Below are 20462 nucleotides of genomic sequence, written 5' to 3'. Positions count from 1 at the left end.
GTTACAATTGTAACGGGATTTTTAATATATGATAGTTTTTTAACTATTCTACTCTAAATGTAATTGGTAAAGAGTAAGGTACATTTACTGGCTTACCTCTTTGCTTACCCGGTTTCATTTTAGGTAATTTTTGGATTACTCTTGCAGCTTCTTGTTCTAATCTTGGATGCGGAGCTCTAGATCTAATTCCTACGATATTACCTTGTGTATCTACTTTAAATGATACAAAGATTCTTTTAATACCTGAATCTAAACCTAAATCTTGAGCTAAGTCTGTATTGAAGTTACGTTGCACAAACTTATTGATTTTATCAGACATACATTTTTTCTTAGCATCGTTGTTACCACTTTCGCATCCAGGAAAGACTGGCACATTTTCGATAATTGAAAATGGTACGTCTTCAATAACTTCTTCTACTTCTTCTACCTCTACTTCTTCAACCTCTACGATTACTTCTTCTTGAGTTGTTTCTGTAGACTCGATTACTGTTTCTTCCACTTCTTCTTCATCTTCCACAACTTCGATAACTTCTGGAGCTGCTGGTGGAGGTGGTGGTGGCGGTGGTGTATTTTGTATTTCAGTAATTGGAATTTCTTCTTCTATTTCATCACCAAGATCTAATTGACCAATGTCAATTGCTTCTTTGTCATATGTTTTATGATTAATCGCTGTGTACGAAATAAACATCATAAGTGCTAAACCTACTGCTAGATATAGACTACTGTTACGACCTACATTTGCTTCTGGATTTTTCTTTGGTTCCATGTTTGTGATTTTTACTGAATGCTAAAATAACTATTTATTTACTAAAAAAACAAGGTATTAGTTGTTTTTAACTTTCATTTTTAACGCTAATTTAATAATCAATACAGCTAAAAGAGCTCCTATTATATTGGCTACTACATCTTTAATATCTGCTTCTCTGTGCTGTGTTAATGTGTGTTGTAATATTTCAATAATTATGCCAAAAACTATGGCTAATCCAACTGCTTTACTTAAAGCTTTTTTTAAAAAATAACTTTGTTTTAGTGTTAGATACCAAATCATGGTAAAAAACATATAAGCAACTGCATGAAATACTTTATCACTATTACTTGGCATATTACTTGGTCCTACTTGTGGCAATAAACTTAATATTGTAAGCACAATTGAGTAACCTATGCTAAGTAATATTAATAATTTACGCACCAATTATGGCTTTATAATCTTCTGCAGAAAGTAAGTTATCTAATGATGATACATCAGATACTTTTACTTTAATCATCCAACCATCTCCGTAAGGATCTGTGTTTACTTTTTCTGGTTCGTCTTCTAAAGAATCATTAAAAGCAACAATCTCTCCTGCTACAGGTAAGAATAAATCTGATACTGTTTTTACTGCTTCTACTGTTCCAAAAACTTCTTCTGCATCTAAAGTTTCGTCTAAAGTTTCAACCTCAACGTAAACTATATCTCCTAACTCACTTTGAGCAAAATCTGTAATACCAACTGTTATTTGGTCGCCTTCAATTTTAACCCATTCGTGGTCTTTAGTATATTTTAAATCTGCTGGAATATTCATCTTTTATTTTTTAAGTTGCTACAAATGTATTTAAATGAGTAATAATTTCAAATAAAGAATTACTAATTTCCGAAATTATATCTAAGGGTTAAACCTGATCTAATTGTTGTTTGAGGAAATGCTGTTGAAATTGCATATTCTGAGAAAGTATAATCGAAGTAAAAAATACCTGTTAGGTTTCTACTAAAAGCATATTCTGCATTGTATTTTAATCCCCAAATGGTTTGACCGTTTGTTATTTGGTTGTTATCTACATCTAAGTATCTAATTATTGTTTTGTTATCTCTTACAGACAAGTCTGCAGACATAATTAAATCTGATACTATTGATCGTCTTGGTCCTGCTAATTTTGATTTTATGCGTACGTCTTTAAGGCGGTAGCCTAATCCTACTGTATACTCGTTTCCTGCAATTTCGGTCATTAGATTATTATCAAAACTTAATGATAGCATACGGTCTTTTTTCATCTCTAAAAGTACTCTTACTGAGTTTTTCATCTCCATATCAAAACGGAATAATGGGCTAAACATTTCTGTTAAAGTTACACCGCTTAATAAACTTTTTGCTTTATAGTTTCCTGCTTGATCTAAAGCTTCGTTTGGTTGTGAATCGTAATCTACTGTAAAATCTATTGGTGTATAATCTAAGTTTGTTCTAAACTGTTGAATGGTATATGTTGAACGATATCCATGTGTTAAAGAGAAACGTTTAAATCGTTTTTTAAACCAATTAAACTTCATAAAACCTGTATACTTTAAATCCCAGTTAGGAATTGGTATATCTCTTAATGCATCTAATGGTGTTTTGTTAGCTCCTCTTCCTGTATATGCACTTACAAATGATGGCAATAATACTTGTTGACTTGTTTTACCAAACCCTTTTGGATAACCTTCTGCATCTAAATTTGCAGGATCTGTCACATCAATTCCTCTTTGTGTGGCTAAACGTTTTGCAACTTCAATTCTATTTGCTCTAAAATCATCAAATGCTTGAGATCCATTCTCATCACTTTTACTAAATGCTGTTGGTAATGTAAATGCAGATATACTAAAATTACCGTACGTATTTGGTGTTAAAGACACATACTCGTCATTTTCTATACGGTAGTTTTCTGTATAATTTTCAGCATAAGTCCTAAATCCAATTAAATCAATTTTTAAATCTTTAACCGGCTCTAAGTTTGCAGATAAATCTAACTGTTTAGTTTGGTTAGTCGTATACTGTTGGTTAAAATCTGGGAATATGGTTAACCATCCATTTCTTGCTGCAAGATCACGCACATCTCTTTGACTACCTAAAGTATAACCTAGTGTTGGTTTAGATGTACCTAAAAAACCTGGAGTTTGTAAGTATCCTGGTAAATATGTCCCATTAGTTTCGCTATAAACAGCTTGTATACGTTTTATCGATGTTAATATTCCTATACCAAAGTTGCCTAGTTTGGCTCCAAAACCATCTCCGCTTTTCTTTTGCTTTGCTTTTTCATCTTTATTGGCAACAGCTGGTGGTTGAGCACCACGTGTTCTACTAACTCTATTACTACGTCTTGGACTTCTCTTTTTTGCAATACCTAAATATTTATACAACTTATTCATGTCTAAAGTTGAATTAATATTGTGTGAATTACCATTAGAAATTGAGTTACCTAAATCGTAAGTATTACCATCATCTGCTGTAAGATTACCAAATAAATCAGATCCTTTTTGCCACTGGTATAACCCAGAGTAACTATACGTTGCTTTTATAAAGTTTAAGGTTGGGATTTTAGCAAAAGGAATTTCATAATTAATACCAACTTGTTGTTGTTGACGGTTTGGATCTCCAAAATCAAAGAAACCGTCCCAAACATCTAGCATAGGATCTGGTTCTCCGTTAATAATATTGTCTTTAAAATAATTACGAACAATATTGTTATTTGATGCAGATAAGTTAAGCTGAAGTGATTTTGTTAGATTCCAGTTGATATTGTATTGATAGTCGAAAGTATAATTTCTTCTGTATAGTTCTTCTAATCCAATATTATTACCTCCTAAATCTATGTCTCTAAACTTTTGTCTATTATACTGACGGTTTAAATCTGTATTTACAGTAAAACTAGCAGGTAACACATTAAAGTTTAAGTCTTTTAATAGCTTCCAATATTCTCCTGTAAATAAAGAATCATTTTTCTTAAATGGCTCAATTACTTTTGGTTCAAAATTATAAGCATAATTAACGCCTGCTCTTACTTGTTTGTCTACAGAGTTTTTAATTTCAAAATCTCTATGTTCTGTTTTGTTGTAAGAGTAGTTAAGTGTTAAATTTTCTACGTCGTAAAAACGTGGTTTTGCTTCTCCTGTTCTATTTTTTTTAACTCCAATAAAGTTGATACTTTTTCTTTTAGTATATTCTTCGGATTGTTCTAAAATTTGATCACGTTCTGCATCGTCTGCAGCCTCATCCATTCGTGTTTGAAGCTCTAAATCTTCGTATTGTTGATCAAACTTTGGTGTTACCACTTCTACTCCTTGACCATAATTAAATGGTATTTGTAATCCCCATTTTTCTGGTAATAATTGACCAATATTAACATTAGTTACAACATCATATTGTTTTACATCTTCTAAGCTACGCTCGCTAGGTCCTTGGTTGATGTCTCCAAAACCAGAAGTGCTCATTCTACCTGTAGCACTTACTGTTGCAAAGTCTGCTAAATTAGTATCTACACTCATTACTGCAGCCCAACCACCTTCGTTATTCATGTCTGAAAGTCTTAGCTCATTAAACCAAACGTCACCACATAAATTACTATTAGTTGCATTTTTTACACCAACCATTAAGGTTCTAATATCTCCAAAATTAGGATTACCTTTTATTGCCACACGATGTTGACCAGATACATAACCTTCAAATTGTTCAGAAAAAGGAACCTCTATTAAATCATCTCCTACAACATCATAAAAATTAGCCTGACCACTTGTTAATGTTTGGTTACTAATTGCTAAAGCTTTTAAGCGTTGTAAAACTTCTAGCTTTAAGTTTATTTCATTTACTTCTGGCCAAAAATCTTCTGCTGTACCGCCTCCGTTATAAACTTCTAATGGAATTTCTATTTGATAATAGTTTTGGGTTAAATCGTTACCCATTCTTATAAACCCTACCATCTCATTATCACCTAACCCTGGTGTTTCGCCTTGACGTGCATGCATAAACATACGCAACTTTTTATATTGACGCATATCTATTGCAATGTTCTTAAATACAGCTCTAGCATCTTTAGCTTTTAAATCACATACTTTAACGACTAAAGACTGCTCATTTTGCCTAACAATGGTATTATTATTATTTAATTGTTCTGGAACTACGCTTGGAGGCGACACATAACTACCTTCGTTTTCTTGTGTACTTACTGCACCTACGCTAAAATCTGTATCTTCAAATGTTGGATCTGTTGGACCGCCATCTAATGCTAATCTAAATCTTCTCCAATCACTTCTTACTAGATCTAATGTACCAAATCTAAATACTGTAGGTTGCTCAAAGCCATTTAAGAATAGTCTTGTAAACCTTATAGATCTTAAGTCTGTAATACCATTTACAGCTTCACCAGAACTTACTGGTATTCTAAATTGATACCATTTTGGATAAGCAGTATCTCCGTTTGGTAAAACTCTTGGATTACTGTTTCCGTTAACATTTTTAGTATCAACAATAAACTCGTTATCTAAGTTTAATGTAGCTGGCGTTATTTCTATTTCATATTGATAATAGCTATCAATAGTATTCATAGTATTATCACGGTTAACATCTTCTACATCTGGTTGTGTTGTTGATCCTCTGTTAGTATCACTAAAGAAATCTGGAGAGTTACCTTCTACACCGTTATATTGTTTGTAACGCTCAAATAAATCGCCTTCAGCATTTAAATAATAGTTGTAGTTATCTTTTGCTGGATCTGCTATTCCTGAAAATGCTGCTGGAAAATTAGCTGCTTCTTCTACGTCATTATAACCATCAAATCCAACGTCTTGATTAGTTCTTTCATCTCCTGTCGTATCAAATGCATAAATTAACGCTTGGTTTTGTGGCACTACAGACTGATAAGCTGTTTGAGGCAACAAACTAATATTACCGTCTTGTGGTAAACCGTTTTCATATTGCTTACGACCATCTTTTAAGATATCTTCTGAAATACTTCCAAGATTTATAAATAATTTACCTCCTGGATTAGATGGATTTTCTTGGAATGGATCTTGAAGCCAAAACTCGATATACTCAACATTAGATTGCTCAAAATCTGTAGATGTTATTTGTCTAGTTATACCTGCCCAACTCTCTTCAGGGTTTACTGTATTTCCATTTTCAGAACCGGGTTGAAAATTGTACGGACCACGTTCATCTGGATAATAAACTAAGTCTAAAGTATTAATAACTGTAGTTTGTCCTTGAGCTATATCTTGCTGCGGAAAAAGTTCGTTTACAAATACTCGGCTTGTATAAAGGCTTGACATATCATCATCTGAGATACCTGATGGTCTTTGACTTCCGTAGAAAATTGGGTCTATAGAATACCAATTTAACATTGCTCTACCATAACCATTTTCTATACCTACAGCATCAAAAGCTGTCGTGTTATTTAAATTTAAAGGTCTAGAAGATAGTGTCCAAGATTGCGGTGATTTTAGATCAATTCCGTTTTGAGTCCCTTCAAAATCATCTATATATGCAGTAGCTTCTCCATTAAAATTAGTTCCTTTTGGTGCACCTGGTAGTAAGTATGCAAAGTCACCACGAACAGAAAAATTTGATGGTGCATCTGTATCTATATTTGGTAACTTATTAACAAGTCTTGTAAAAAATGGAACCTCTGTAGAATAATTACCATTAAACCCTAAAATTGTATTGTTTATAGGCTCTGTAGCATAGTTTGCTTTTTGAGTAATAGGTCTTTCGTTAAGATTTAAATACGTAGCACCAACCACAAAGTTTTCGTTAAAACGATGTTCTACATTTATTCCTGTAAAACGTTTAGTTTGTTGTCCAAAGATTGAATTATTTTCTGTAGAAACTTGAATTGGAGTATTAGAGGCTTTTAAAGCATCATCAATAATGTATACTCTACCTAACTGATAATTTACTGTATAATCTACACCTTCTACTAACACTCTTCCTCCTGCTTGTACACGTACTGATCCTCTTGGCACATTAAATCCTCCAATCGGGATACCATCACCACCAGACGATTTGTAACGTCCTTTTATTTGGAATTTATTTTTTTCGGACTCGTCTAAAGCAGCTGTTTTTGTTGCTTTATATAACAAGTCATAAACGTATTTTTCTTGGTTTAGGTTAGTGTAAGTATCTGCTTCATAATCTGCAGCATTATCACCTGGGTTACCATCATCATCTAATAAGTCGAATAAATAACGTCCAAACGGTTCTACTTTAGTAAAAACTATTTTACCGTTTTCTGGTATTACAGTTATTCCTGATACAAAATCAAAAAATCCGTCTCCTCCTATTTGGGGATCATTATTAAAATTTAATTTATCAAAATTGAATAATCTTAGCAGCGTAGTTTCTTGTATAACCTCATCATCTGTTGTTGGATTGTTATCTAAATCTACTGTAGGAAAAGATGTTCCTTCTACTGGTGTGATATAGTTAAGTGGTGCAGCTTCGTTATAAAAGATATTAAGCTTAAAATCTTCTTGACTTAATTGATAAGCTCCGGTATCGTAAATGTTTTTCATCATTAGATCCCAAATTGGCTGCTGTACACTAGTAATACTACTTTTTAAAAGTTTTAAAACTAATGCGTTGTTAGTTACATTAGTTACTTGACCTTGAGAGTTGGTATTAACATCTGTTGCATCAAGACCATCGTTAGCAAATTCTCCTACTTGAAATACTTGCCCACCAACAGTATATTGATAAGCTACTGCTAAAACTTCATCGTTATTAAGTCTTTGATTTAAAGAAATATATCCTAATTGTGTGTTTACTTTATATTCTTGTCCTTCTATTAACTTTCTGGTATTTTCTTGTTTTGCAAAGTCGAAACCTTCGTTAAAACCAGGTATTAAAATTCCGTTTTGTACCGTAGCAATATCTCTTACTGCATCTGTTAATTGAGACATTGGCTGCCCAATAATTGTTGGATCTAAACCATTGTTTCCGTTATCCGGAAATGCGTTTGGACCTTGATAAACATTTACACCTGCATTACCTATAACACCTGTTTCTCCTAAATCTTGAAACGCTACAACGTTACGTACATTTTGCGTTTGATTACTTCTGTTTGTTACCCATACTTCAATTCTTGTAATCTGAATATTGTTATTTATAAACGGGTAATTTTCTAATGCTTTATCATAGTTGTTACGGAAATATTGTGCTAAGAAGAAGTGACGGTTTTCATCATAATCTCTAATAAAAAAGTCAAATTCATCTAAAGTTCCGCCACCTTGAGCAACTACAGATCTTGTATCTGATCTTTGATCTGAAAACACACCTGTAATTGTTGTTTTACCAAATTTAAGTTGCGTTTTAACACCAAATAAACTTTGAGCTCCTGAAATTAATGAGTTGTTTAAAGGCATGTTAACGTTACCAACTTCAATTTTTTGAATGATATCGTCTTCTGTTGGTGTATATTCTAATTTTATTACGTTTTGAAAATCAAACGTAGACTGTGTATCGTAATTTGCATTTACTTGTAAACGTGTTCCTACTTTACCCAACATACTTAAGCTAATACGTTGATCAAAGTCAAAAGTAAAGTTACGTCTGTTTCTTGGTGAAAATGAAGGGTTATCTTGCTTTGTAAAAAGGATACCTAAATCCATTTCTACAGATCCTTGAGGGATAAACTCAATAGTATTTCCTCCAAAAATGCTTTCAAAAAAACCTGAATTTACATAAAACTCTGGCAATAGGTTTTTTTGAGCTTCTTCAGAGTTTTCTTTCTTTCCATCATAAGCATCAATCTTTTCTTTATAATAAGATTGCATGTTTTCTTTATCTACTAAAGATTGATACTCTTGTGGTGTTAAAATTATTGGGTAATTGATATTAAACTCTCCTACAGACTCTGTATAGATATATCTATCTGTTAAAGCATCATAAGTGTATTTTGAAACAATACTGCTTGGATTAGGCATTTGTATTTGTCCTAAATTAAAGCCTGTTTTGGTACTATCGGTTTCTGTTTCTGGAGTTTCTTGAGCTACAATAACAACACTAAATAATAATAAAAAAGTGGTAAATAGGTTAGTTAGTGTGGATTTATAAAAACTATGTTGAGCTGTATTCAAAATAAATTATAAATTTTTTAGTGCTAGTTTTATTATAGTTTCTACGTTGGCATCTGGTTGTTGAGCCACTATTTTATCTATAACTTTTTCGGCTTGCTTTTTAGCAAAACCTAAAACTTCTAATGCAGATAACGCTTCTTCTTTATTTGTATTGCTTTCTTTAACAGAAACTTCGTCTATATCATAGATTTTAAGAATCTTATCTTTTAGATCTATGATTACTCTTTGTGCTGTTTTTGCTCCAATTCCTTTTATAGATTGAATTAAAGCTACATCTTCTGTTGCAATACCTTCTCTAATTTGTTTTGGAGTTAATGAAGACAACATCGTTCTTGCTGTATTTGCACCAATACCACTTACTGATATTAATAACCTGAATACTTCTCTTTCTGCCAATGACGCAAATCCAAAAAGCGTATGTGCATCTTCTCTAACTTGAAGATGTGTATACAGTTTTAATGCTTCTTGGTCTGGTATTTGAGAATAAGTATGAAGTGATATATTTAACAAATATCCTACACCGTTGCAATCTATTACAACATCTGTAGGATTTTTTTCTACTAATTTACCTTGTATATGAGTAATCATAAAATAGCCCTATTAAACCCTCAAATGTAATAAAATTATTCTTACTCAAAATTACTTCTTATTCCTTAGACTTTCTTCTAGTTTTTGCTTTTGCTGAGCATCTATTACAGCTATAGCTGCCATACTTACAATTTCGTCTACACTTGCATCTAATTGTAGTATATGAGCAGGTTTTTTCATACCCATCATAATTGGTCCTATTGAATCTGCTTTATTCAATTCTTTTAAAAGCTTGTAAGTAATATTAGCTGCATCTAAATTAGGAAATATTAATGCATTAACTTTACGTCCTGCTAATTTTGAAAAAGGAAAAATGTCTTGAAGCATTTTACTATTAAGAGCAAAATCTGTTTGTAACTCTCCGTCTACTACTAAATCTGGATAGGCTCTATGTAGGTAACTTACAGCTTCTCTTACCTTTGATGCTCTTGGATTTGTTGATGAACCAAAATTAGAATATGAGGTCATTGCCATTACAGGCTCTAAACCAAACATTTTCATGGTTTTTGCTGTCATCTGAGCTATTCTAGCTAAATCTTTAGCAGAAGGATCTACATTTATAGCCGTATCACTTAAAAATAATGGTCCACGTTGTGTCATCATTAAGTTTGTTGTAGCTATTCTTGAAGAACCAGGTGCTAAACCAAATAGTTCTAACATTGGTTTTACAACAGAAGGGTAACTACGAGAATATCCTGTAATTACAGCATCTGCATCTCCTTCGTTAACCATCATAGCTGCAAAATAATTACGCTCTCGCATAATCTTTTGTGCATTAAAAAGAGTTACGCCACGTCTTTGACGTTGTTCCCAATAGACTTGAGCATATTTATTTTTTTGCTCTAACTGCTCATCTGATTTTGGGTCTATAATAGGCACTTCTGCATCAAACTCTATTTCTTCTTTAAGACGCTCTATTTCTTCTTGACGACCTAACAAAATTGGATGTGCAATACCTTCTTCATATACAACTTGAGCTGCTTTTAGTACGTCTAACTGATCTGCTTCTGCAAATACAACACGCTTTGGATTCATCTTAGCACGATTAAATAATAATCGCATTAATTTGTTATCAGATCCAAGACGTTGCATTAATTCGTCTTTATATTTTTCCCAATCTTCAATTGGTTCTTTTGCTACGCCACTTTCCATAGCTGCTTTTGCTACTGCTGGTGGTACTTCAGAAATTAATCTTGGGTCAAATGGTTTTGGTATAATATAATCTTTACCAAATGCTAAACGCGTTTCGCCATAAGCTATATTTACTTGTTCTGGCACTGGCTCTTTAGCTAAATCTGCCAAAGCTTTAACTGCAGCCATTTTCATAGCTTCGTTAATTTTTGTTGCTCGAACATCTAAAGCACCTCTAAAAATAAATGGGAAACCTAATACGTTATTTACTTGGTTAGGATGATCACTACGTCCTGTAGCCATTATAATATCTTCTCTAGTAGCTATTGCTAAATCATAGGCTATTTCTGGATCTGGATTTGCCATAGCAAATACAATAGGGTTTACAGACATTGAACGCAACATCTCTTGATTTACAATATCTGACGTTGATAAACCAATAAAGACATCTGCATCTTGCATTGCTTCTTCTAATGTATTTATTTTTCTATCGGTTGCAAACTCTGCTTTTTGAGCTGTTAAGTTATCCCTATCGCTTCTAATCACACCTTTACTGTCTAACATGACAATGTTTTCGCGTTTTGCTCCAAAAGCTTGATATAGTCTTGTACATGAGATAGCAGCAGCACCTGCACCACTTACTACAATTTTTATTTCATCTATCTTTTTATCTGCCAACTCTAAAGCATTTAATAATGCTGCTGCAGATATAATAGCAGTACCATGTTGGTCATCATGCATTACTGGAATATCCAGTTCTTCTTTTAATCTACGCTCTATTTCAAAAGCTTCTGGTGCTTTAATATCTTCTAAATTAATCCCTCCAAAGGTTGGAGCTATATTTTTTACGGTTTGGATAAATTCTTCTACATTTTTTGTGTCAACTTCTATATCAAACACGTCAATATCTGCAAAGATTTTGAATAATAAACCTTTACCTTCCATTACTGGTTTTGAAGCTTCTGGACCTATATCTCCTAATCCTAAAACTGCTGTCCCGTTAGATATTACTGCTACTAAATTTCCTTTAGAAGTATATTTATAGGCATTATTTTTATCTTTTTCTATTTCTAAACAAGGCTCTGCAACACCTGGTGAATATGCAAGAGACAAATCTCTTTGAGTTGCATATTTTTTTGTTGGTACTACTTTTATTTTTCCTGGAGTTGGCTTTGCATGATATACTAAAGCTTCGCGACGTCTACTTTGTTTACTCATAAGGATATAATGTTTCTGCTTACGCGGAATTTTTTTAAGTTTAAATTGAATTACAAATGTAAGCTATATAATTGTTTGCTTAAAATTAGTGTATAAAAAAAGCCACCTTTAATAGGTAGCTTTTTTTAAAATTATGAATAATTTTTTTTAAAACTTAACTTGATTAGGTAAACCTCCAACGTGTTGAAGTTTTTGTTTTGCTATTTTTTGAGCAAAATCAACACTATCCTCTAAGTTTTTATTATTTAATTGACTATATAAAAAACCTGTCCAAAAAGCATCACCAGCACCTGTTGCGTCCTTAATATTTTCTATTTTTAAGCTTGCTTTTTCTACTAACTCTCCGGACTTATCAGACACCACAACTCCATTACTGCCTTTTGTTAAACATACTACTGATGCACCTAAAGAATGAAAATAATTAAAAATAAATTGATCTTTTTTATCCTCTTTAAATAATCGCTTACAATCATCTAAACTTAATTTTACCAAAGGATCTAATTTTAAATATTCTTTAATTACAGAAATTGCCTCTTCTGTGTTTGGCCAAATTTTTTCAGAATAATTTATATCTATACTAAGTGACAATCCTTTTTCTTTTGCTTTTTTTGCTTTATTTAGAATTGTTGTTCTTGCCGGATTTTTACTTAACGCAAAACAAGTTGTATGGTAAATTTTTGACGACTCTATTAATTGTTCTGAAATTTGACTTTCATTTATATGAAAATCTGCTTGTCTAAATGGTAAAAAATCTGGAGTTTCTGTAGATTTTGACACTAAAATGATAGATGTTGGATACTCTTCAGTTTTATTTAGTGCACTTACATCTACATTGCTTTTGGTTAATTTATCTTCTACAAAACGTCCTAATCCATCCTTACCACAAGTAGCAACTAATGCAGATTTTAAGCCAAGCTTTACTGCATTTACTGCAACATTTGTAGGAGATCCTCCTAAGTATCTTTTATATGCGCTTGTTGTTTGTACCGTTTTATTAGCCTCTTCTCCAATAAAATCTAACAATACTTCACCAACGCATAAAATATCTATAGTTTTCAATTTAAATAAATTTTATTTGTTGTTTTATAGACTGAGTAAGTAGCACAGATGCTGCTGCGCTCCATGCGCAATAAGGCACTCCGTTAGGTTCTGTTGTTTTAGTATTAAAGTTTTCGTAAAACTTATAATCTTCAACTTGATTAACTTTATCTATATTTTTAAGTATTTTTTTTGCTTGTTCTGTTTTTCCTTGTTTAAGTAGTCCTAATCCAAAAAAACCATTAACCATTGCCCAACTACCACCGTTATGAAACTCGTATGGGTAATTTCTAAATTCATATTTACAGTTGTCTTTAAGTAAATCCCAATGTTGATCGTTTGGTTTTATAACTGGCCAAAAAGCAGGTAGCAAACCTAATTTTGTAGATTCTGCTAATTCTAAACTGAAATCTATTAGTTTGTTTTTAAATTTTTTATCTCCAAAATCTAAAATTAACAGCAATGCATTTGCAAACGCGTCGTAGTTAGTTTTATATCCTGATGGTGAGAATGAGCATGGTAAAAATGAATCTATCTTTATTGCATTATAGGCACGATCATGAAATTTTTCTTTATTAGAATTAGGAAAAAAGTTTGCTTTAATTTGATTTTTTATTTGAATAAGCTTATTACTTAAGCTTTGATCGTTTTCTAAATAATTAAAAGATTGTATTGCCCAATACCTTAATAGTTGGTCGTATAAGACATATCCATCGGTAATATATTCGTCAGCCCAATTACCCGATAACGGAATATACATTAGGTGTTTATTATTAAATTCCCAAGCATTTAAAAGCTGTAATACTTTGCATATTTTTGGTTTTAAATCATTAAAAAAAGCAAAATCATTAGTATAGTTAGCGTATTGGCAAACACCAATTACAAACCAAGTAGCAGCGTCTACACGACCTGCTAATCCACCATAACTTACAGATTCATCTTTTTCTGAAACACCTACATTAGATGGTATTGTACCTACTTCGTGTTGATGCTTTGCTAGTGTAAGTAATGTGTTTTTAAATGTTTTTATTAACTCTCTATGTCCAGAAGCTAAAGCAGATAAACCACATATTACTCCATCTCTAGCCCAAACACGTTTATAATTTGAAATATCTTGAGCGCTTGCAACAAATCCTTTTTCTGTACTGCATTTTAAAAGTAACTCTATGGACTTTTCGTAGTGCATATATTAAGCTTTATTTTTTGTTTTAATAATTAATGTTAGCGCAGCACTGATAACCAATAGTACTGCTGCAAAAGTTATTGCGTTTCTTGGATCATTACCTAAAAAATGTTTAAGTATGTATCCAAACGACAATGTTTGAATAATCATTGGTATAACTATCATCATATTGATAATTCCCATATAAACTCCGTATCTTTCTTTTGGTATGTCCGATACAACAATTAAATAAGGAATACCCATCATACTTGCCCAGCCAATACCAAATCCTGTTATTGCCACAAACAATAAATTTTTATTCTCTATAATTGGAAATACAAAAAAACCAACTGCTGCTACAAGTAAACAGATAGCATGTACATGTTTTGGTTTTATTTTTTTTGTTAGATACACTAAACCAAAAGCAACTAAAAATGTGATAATATTATACCAGCCGTTAATTAATCCTGTCCAACCAACTGCTTCTGCATATGCATCTGGATTAGAACTTGGTGTAGCATTCCACACAGAAAGCGCTACACTTTTTGAAGAGTTTTGCCAATAACAAAATAATGCATACCACTGAAATAGATATACTAAAGCTAATTGCCACATTACTTTTGGCATATCTTTGATAGCTTCTATTATCTCTAATAACGGATGAAAAATCCCTTTATCGTTGCTTCTTATTAACTCTAACTCTTCTTTTGTTGGTGGATCTTCTTTGGTCTTACTCATACTCCACAAAATAGATCCGATAGAACATATAGATCCTAAAAAGAAAGATGCATATACCCATGAAGGTAATGAACCTGTGGTACCAACTATAATTAAAGGAAAAATAAATAAAGATAAATTAGCTAATGTCTGTCCAAATCCTGTAAAAAAGCTTTGCATTTGAAAACCAAGTGGTTGTTGCTCTTCGCTTAATTTATCTGCAATCAAAGCACGGTAAGGCTCCATAGCAGTATTGTTACCTGCGTCTAAAATCCATAACAAACCAGCAGCCATCCATAATGAACTACTAAACGGAAAAGCTAACAAAGCTATACTACATAATATTGCTCCTATTAAAAAGAAAGGCTTACGTCTACCTAACTTAGGATGCCAAGTCTTGTCACTTAAAGCACCAACTAATGGTTGTACAATTAAACCTGTAACCGGTCCTGCTAAATGTAGTATTGGGATTTGATCAGGACTTGCTCCTAGAAAATCGTAAATAGGTGTAACTGCGCTTTGTTGTAAACCAAAACTGTATTGGATTCCGAAAAATCCAACATTCATATTTAGTATTTGCCAGAAACTTAATTTTGGTTTTTTTAGCATTACGTTTATTCTTTTATCTTATTTAAAAAATCTTCAAACTTAATGTTATTTGTAAAGATGTTTCCGTTTTTATCTATTACCGGTATCTTTAAATCTGAAACACTTATTTTTTTTGCTCTTAATTTAGTAAGCATTTCATTTAATGCTTTTTCATTTTTATCAATATCATAGTACGTATACTTAATATTGTTTTTATTTAAAAATGTTTTTGTATCCAAACAGTAATGGCAAGTATCACTTCCATAAACTATTATTACATCTTGAATATTATTATTTTCAAATTGGTTTTGATCTTCAATTACACTTGTATTGAAAAGAAATATTAATGAAAAAAAAGTATTTAGAATTATTGTTTTCACAGTTAGCTTTATTTAAAATAGGCTGATACTTTTTTTAAATACCAACCTATTTTTTATCAATCAAATCAAATAAATTTTAAAATTTATATTGTAACCCAAGCGTCATAGATCTTCCTGGTAAAGGTCTAGCTCTAACATAGTTGTCTTGATTTTCTACAATGCTTCCTTCTTCTACCTCGGTCACACCTATACTATCAAAAATATTGTTAGCAGAAATGTTAGCAAAAAGTGAATCTGTAATCTTAACGTTAGCAAAACCACTTACTATAACAAAGCCTGGCATTACTAACTCGTTATTATCCTGTGCATAAGCTTCTGTTTGACCAGTAAAGCTTAATCCTATAGAGTTTTGTTTTGTTTCACCAAAGTTATAAGATGGCATTATGTTATAAATAAAATCTGGTTGTCTTCTTGGTGTATTACCTTCGTTAGCACCAGAGTCTACTTCTGCATCTGTGTAAGTTACAGCACCGCGTAAGTTAAAGTTATTAAAGTTGTAAAAACCTTCTACTTCTAATCCCTTAGATTTATAATCATTTTCTATGATACTATTTGTAGAAGCCTCAAAACCGCCTTCTTCGGCTGTATTAGCCATAAAGAAAGTTGCATACAAAGCTCCATTTTTAAACCCTTGTTTAAAACCTAATTCTGCTTGTCTAATAAAGTCTAAAGCGTTTATTCTATCTCCGTCAGTATAGTTTAATCCAGAAAATAAAATTCTATCTGCTTTTGCTGAAGCTCCTTTACTATATCTTGCAAAAACTGCTTGGTTTTCTTTAATCTTGAAGTTTGCTCCTATTGAGTATGAAAAATAATCGTAATCGTAATCTACCGGTGTTACATTAGCATTATCTATTGCAGCTACGCTTTGTTCTGGTACAGAAATAACTCCATCATTATTAACATCAAATTGAGTTGTTACTGCACCTGCAAAAGAACCATCTACTCTACCTTTATCATACCTTGCACTTGCATCAAAAGTTAATTGATCTGTAGCTTCTACTGTTACGTTAGCATATGGTGCAGAAACATTGTATTGTGTATCGTAGTTTCTTGTACAACAGTTACCCCAAAACGGAACTCCGTAAGCATACAATCCGTTTTCACTTAATGGATTATTTGATGCGTCAAATGCATTTATTAATCTTGCGTTATCATCATTAACTTCTTGTAAGTAAGAATTCCATAACCAAGACATTGACACATTTTGTAAAGATTTAAAGTAACCAACAGTTAAATCTACACCTTCAAAAGATTTTTGAAGTTTAAAATCATTCATAAAGTTGTTAAAGTTGTTTAACTCTACATCAAACATATGTATTCTAGCTACTAAACTGTTCGTAGGGACTGCTGTCCCATCTACAAATTGTAATGTTGATCCTGCTCCAAAACTATCTGCTATTGAAGATGCTGAAGCAACTTCTGCTGGAAATGGAGATACAAAGCTTCCGTTATTTGCAGAAAATCTTGCGTTGTTTTTAATTTTCCAACCTTCACCTATATCAAATTTTGCTTCCATACCTACAGATGTAGATTTAGGATGCATACCGTCTCTTACATCTCCTCTTCTTAACTGTCCGTCTGCACCTAAACCTACTGTTTGTAATAAATTTGACGAGTGTAAAGATCCTGTTGTTGCATCAAAATTAGGTGCATTACTCCAATCTGGATTACTATTTGTTCCTGTTACCTTCATTGGCATTGGTAAGTAAGCTGCAGCTTTATCATTTAAATATTTAGCATAAACTCTAATTTGACCTTTTTCAAATTCTTTTGTTAAACTTAATTTTAATTGACCTCCATTATTAGCCGTAAAACCAGTTTCTCTCACACCTTCTCCTACACGATAAAAACCACCTGTATGCAAGTATAAGTCTTCTCCTACTTTAGTACCGTAATCAAAATCTGCTCTAAAAGAATTATAATCTAAACCAACTGTTGTTGCTAAGTTACCACCTTCTGTTTTTCCGGTTTTACTAATGATGTTTATAATTCCACCTGGTCCATTTGATGTTAATGTAGATGCAGATCCACCTCTTATTGCTTCTATACGCGCTACATTAGAATCAAATCTTGTAAAAATATCTGCGGTACCAAAAGAAATATCACCAAATAACAACACTGGTAATCCATCTTCTTGTAGTTGGACATATTTTGATCCACCTGAAGAAATTGGTACACCACGAACAGCAATATTAGAGTTACCTTCTCCTCCAGAAGATTCAGATCTAATACCTGGTATCGTTCTAAAAATTTCTGCAGTTGTACGAGGCGCTGATTGAGCAATAACCTTAGGCTTCATACTTGTTACAGATACACTAGATTCAATTTTTGATCTAGGATTAGTAACACCTGTTATAATAATTTCATCTAAAGATTCTGTATCTTCTTCTAAATCAAAATTTAATGTTACATCTGCATTATTAACTGAAACATTTTTAGATTGCGATGCATACCCTAAATATGATGCCTTTACAATGTAAGTACCATTTTCTACGTTAGAAATCGTGTAATTACCTTCAAAATCTGTTTGAGATCCTTTGGTTGTTCCATCTAAAATTACATTAACACCTGGTATTGGTGTACCGCTAAGGTCTTTAACTTTTCCTTTTATCGTTGATTGAGCCAATACAAACGATAATGAAAAGAAAAAAGAAACTGCTAAAAAGCATTTTGTTTTAATCGTGTTCATCATGTAATGAGTTTTAAATATTCAAAATTATTAGTTGTTTGTTGTCAAATTTATAACTAGATCTTAATAAAAATATAAATTTCTAAACGAAAACGTTTTCGAAAATAACAAAAACGTTTTCGTAAATTTTAGTTACTTTTACAAAAACATATAAAATGCCAACTACTTTAAAGGAAATTGCAGAAAAAATTAATGTTTCTGTATCTACAGTATCTAAAGCTTTAAAAGGTTACGCTGATGTAAATCCTGAAACCAAAAAGCTTATTCTTAAAACTGCTAAAGAGATGAATTATAAACCAAACTCTTTTGCAGTAAATTTAAGAACTAAAGAGTCTAAAACTATTGGGTTAATAGTTCCTGAAATTGTACATCATTTTTTCTCTAGTGTTATTAAGGGTATTATTGCGCAGGCAGAAAAAAAAGGGTATTTAGTTATAATCTTACAGTCTAACGAGTCTTATGAGCTAGAGAAGAAACAACTAGAGCTATTACAAAACAAAAGAGTGGATGGAATTTTAGTTTCTATAGCAAATGGCACTTCTAAATTTGATCATTTTAAAGAGGTTATAGATAATGATACACCTTTGGTTATGTTTGATAAAATTGCAAAAATTATTGACTGCTCGAAGGTAATTATTGATGATAGAAAAGCTGCTTATGAAGCTACAAAGTATTTAATTGAAATTGGTTGTAAAAAAATTGCCCATTTTAGAGGTCCATTGCTACCTCAAAACTCAATTGATAGATTTTTAGGATACAAAAAAGCACTAGAAGATTTTAACATACCTTACGATTCTAAACTAGTTTATGTTTTAAATGATGTTAGTTTTGAAGAAGGGAAATATTATGCAAAAAAATTAGTTGAAGAACATAAAAATGTTGATGGTATTTTTGTAAATACAGATTTAGTTGCTATCGGAGCAATTACTGCTTTTAATGAAATGAATATAAAAGTTCCTGAAGATATTTCTATAGTTGGATTTAGTAATTGGTTTATGTCTACAGTTGTTTCTCCTTCTCTAACTACTATAAATCAACCAGGATTTAAAATGGGTAAAGAAGCTTTTAAAGTTTTATATAAAGAAATTAAAGCTAAAAAGAAAAATGAGAAATTTAGATATAAAAAGGTTGTACTAGATACAGATTTAATAGTTAGAAACTCTACTAAACCTATTTTAAAAAGTTAATATTTCTTTGTAAACCAGAAAATTTTGTACGTTTTACCGCTGATTTTTTAAATAGTTTATTAAAAACATCCTTGGTAATATCTTGCCAATCATTTTTAGTCATAGATAGCAATTCTGGATGCGGATTAAATAATGGTTCATTATGAGGTTTACTAAACCTATTCCATGGACAAACATCTTGACACACGTCACATCCAAACATCCAATCGTCAAATTTGTCTTTCATATTGGACGGTAATTCGTCTTTTAACTCGATAGTAAAATAGCTAATACATTTACTTCCATCTACCACATAAGGTTCTACAATTGCTTGTGTTGGGCACGCGTCTATACAAGCTGTACATGTCCCACAATGGTCAGTTGTTGGGTTATCGTAATCTAACTCTAAATCTATAATTAATTCTGCAATAAAATAAAAGCTGCCCGTTTTTTGGCTTAATAGGTTACTATGTTTGCCTATCCAACCTAACCCACTTTTTGCTGCCCAAGCTTTATCCAAAACTGGTGCAGAATCTACAAAAGCACGACCATAGACTTCTCCTATTTCTTCATTTATAAATGCTAGAAGTTGCTTTAATTTATCTTTTATTACAAAATGATAATCTGTACCGTATGCGTATTTTGATAGCTTGTAACTATCTTCTATTTGCGTTTGTTCTGGGTAATAATTAAGTAATAACGAAATGACGCTTTTAGAATCTTCTACTAATTTTGTAGGGTCTAAACGCTTATCAAAATGATTTTGCATATACGACATTTGACCATGCATATTCTTATTTAACCATTTTTCTAAACGTGGCGCTTCTTCTTCTAAAAATTGAGCTTTACTAATTCCGCACGACAAAAAACCGAGACGTTTTGCTTCGGTTTTAATTAATTGCGTGTATTTAGTTTTAGTATTCAA

Annotated in this window: 13 protein-coding genes; 1 reads left to right on the top strand and 12 read right to left on the bottom strand. The window is 32.0% G+C overall.

Translation table 11 applies throughout. The annotated features are described in order from the left end of the window. Positions 1-43: 43 nt before the first annotated feature. The 11 genes from INR78_RS07255 to INR78_RS07205 all read right to left on the bottom strand — a co-directional run bounded on the left by INR78_RS07255 (position 44) and on the right by INR78_RS07205 (position 18374). Positions 44-766, bottom strand: coding sequence for an energy transducer TonB (locus INR78_RS07255; RefSeq protein ID WP_223075996.1), 723 nt, complete (start codon positions 764-766; stop codon positions 44-46). A 57-nt stretch (positions 767-823) separates the two neighbouring features. After that, positions 824-1147: a VanZ family protein gene (locus INR78_RS07250; protein ID WP_223075995.1), complete on the bottom strand. Its 324-nt coding sequence runs from the start codon at positions 1145-1147 to the stop codon at positions 824-826. A 34-nt stretch (positions 1148-1181) separates the two neighbouring features. After that, positions 1182-1562 carry a glycine cleavage system protein GcvH gene (gene gcvH / locus INR78_RS07245; protein WP_106677472.1) on the bottom strand — a complete coding sequence of 127 codons (381 nt, stop codon included), beginning with the start codon at positions 1560-1562 and terminating at the stop codon, positions 1182-1184. A gap of 62 nt (positions 1563-1624) precedes the next feature. Continuing rightward, positions 1625-8857, bottom strand: a complete 7233-nt coding sequence (sprA, locus tag INR78_RS07240) for a cell surface protein SprA (protein ID WP_223075994.1) — start codon at positions 8855-8857, stop codon at positions 1625-1627. Between the two features lie 6 nt (positions 8858-8863). Continuing rightward, entirely contained in the window at positions 8864-9445 is a 582-nt protein-coding gene (gene ruvA / locus INR78_RS07235) for a Holliday junction branch migration protein RuvA (RefSeq protein WP_027879445.1), read from the bottom strand. Between the two features lie 51 nt (positions 9446-9496). Next, entirely contained in the window at positions 9497-11794 is a 2298-nt protein-coding gene (locus INR78_RS07230; RefSeq protein WP_223075993.1) for an NADP-dependent malic enzyme, read from the bottom strand. A 147-nt stretch (positions 11795-11941) separates the two neighbouring features. Beyond that, positions 11942-12853 carry a carbohydrate kinase family protein gene (locus INR78_RS07225; protein ID WP_223075992.1) on the bottom strand — a complete coding sequence of 304 codons (912 nt, stop codon included), beginning with the start codon at positions 12851-12853 and terminating at the stop codon, positions 11942-11944. 1 nt (position 12854) lies between these two features. Beyond that, complete coding sequence (locus tag INR78_RS07220) at positions 12855-14018, bottom strand: amylo-alpha-1,6-glucosidase (protein WP_223075991.1); 1164 nt, start codon at positions 14016-14018, stop codon at positions 12855-12857. A 3-nt stretch (positions 14019-14021) separates the two neighbouring features. Beyond that, positions 14022-15320, bottom strand: a complete 1299-nt coding sequence (locus INR78_RS07215) for an MFS transporter (RefSeq protein WP_223075990.1) — start codon at positions 15318-15320, stop codon at positions 14022-14024. A 5-nt stretch (positions 15321-15325) separates the two neighbouring features. Next, complete coding sequence (locus INR78_RS07210) at positions 15326-15679, bottom strand: glutaredoxin family protein (protein WP_223075989.1); 354 nt, start codon at positions 15677-15679, stop codon at positions 15326-15328. A 76-nt stretch (positions 15680-15755) separates the two neighbouring features. Further along, positions 15756-18374, bottom strand: coding sequence for a TonB-dependent receptor (locus tag INR78_RS07205; RefSeq protein WP_255592972.1), 2619 nt, complete (start codon positions 18372-18374; stop codon positions 15756-15758). Positions 18375-18526: 152 nt separating this feature from the next. Here INR78_RS07205 and INR78_RS07200 point away from each other — a divergent pair, with 152 nt between their 5' ends. Continuing rightward, positions 18527-19558, top strand: coding sequence for a LacI family DNA-binding transcriptional regulator (locus INR78_RS07200; protein ID WP_106677459.1), 1032 nt, complete (start codon positions 18527-18529; stop codon positions 19556-19558). Here INR78_RS07200 and queG read toward each other — a convergent pair. Beyond that, a complete protein-coding gene (gene queG, locus INR78_RS07195) occupies positions 19542-20462 on the bottom strand; it encodes a tRNA epoxyqueuosine(34) reductase QueG (protein WP_106677457.1) in 921 nt (306 codons plus the stop codon). The two genes, INR78_RS07200 and queG, sit on opposite strands and share 17 nt — an antisense overlap.

The sequence above is a fragment of the Mesoflavibacter sp. SCSIO 43206 genome (genome assembly GCF_019904215.1).
GTDB lineage: Bacteria > Bacteroidota > Bacteroidia > Flavobacteriales > Flavobacteriaceae > Mesoflavibacter > Mesoflavibacter zeaxanthinifaciens.
Note: the sequence above shows the minus strand (reverse complement) of the source record. Positions and strands in the feature narration are given on the sequence as shown.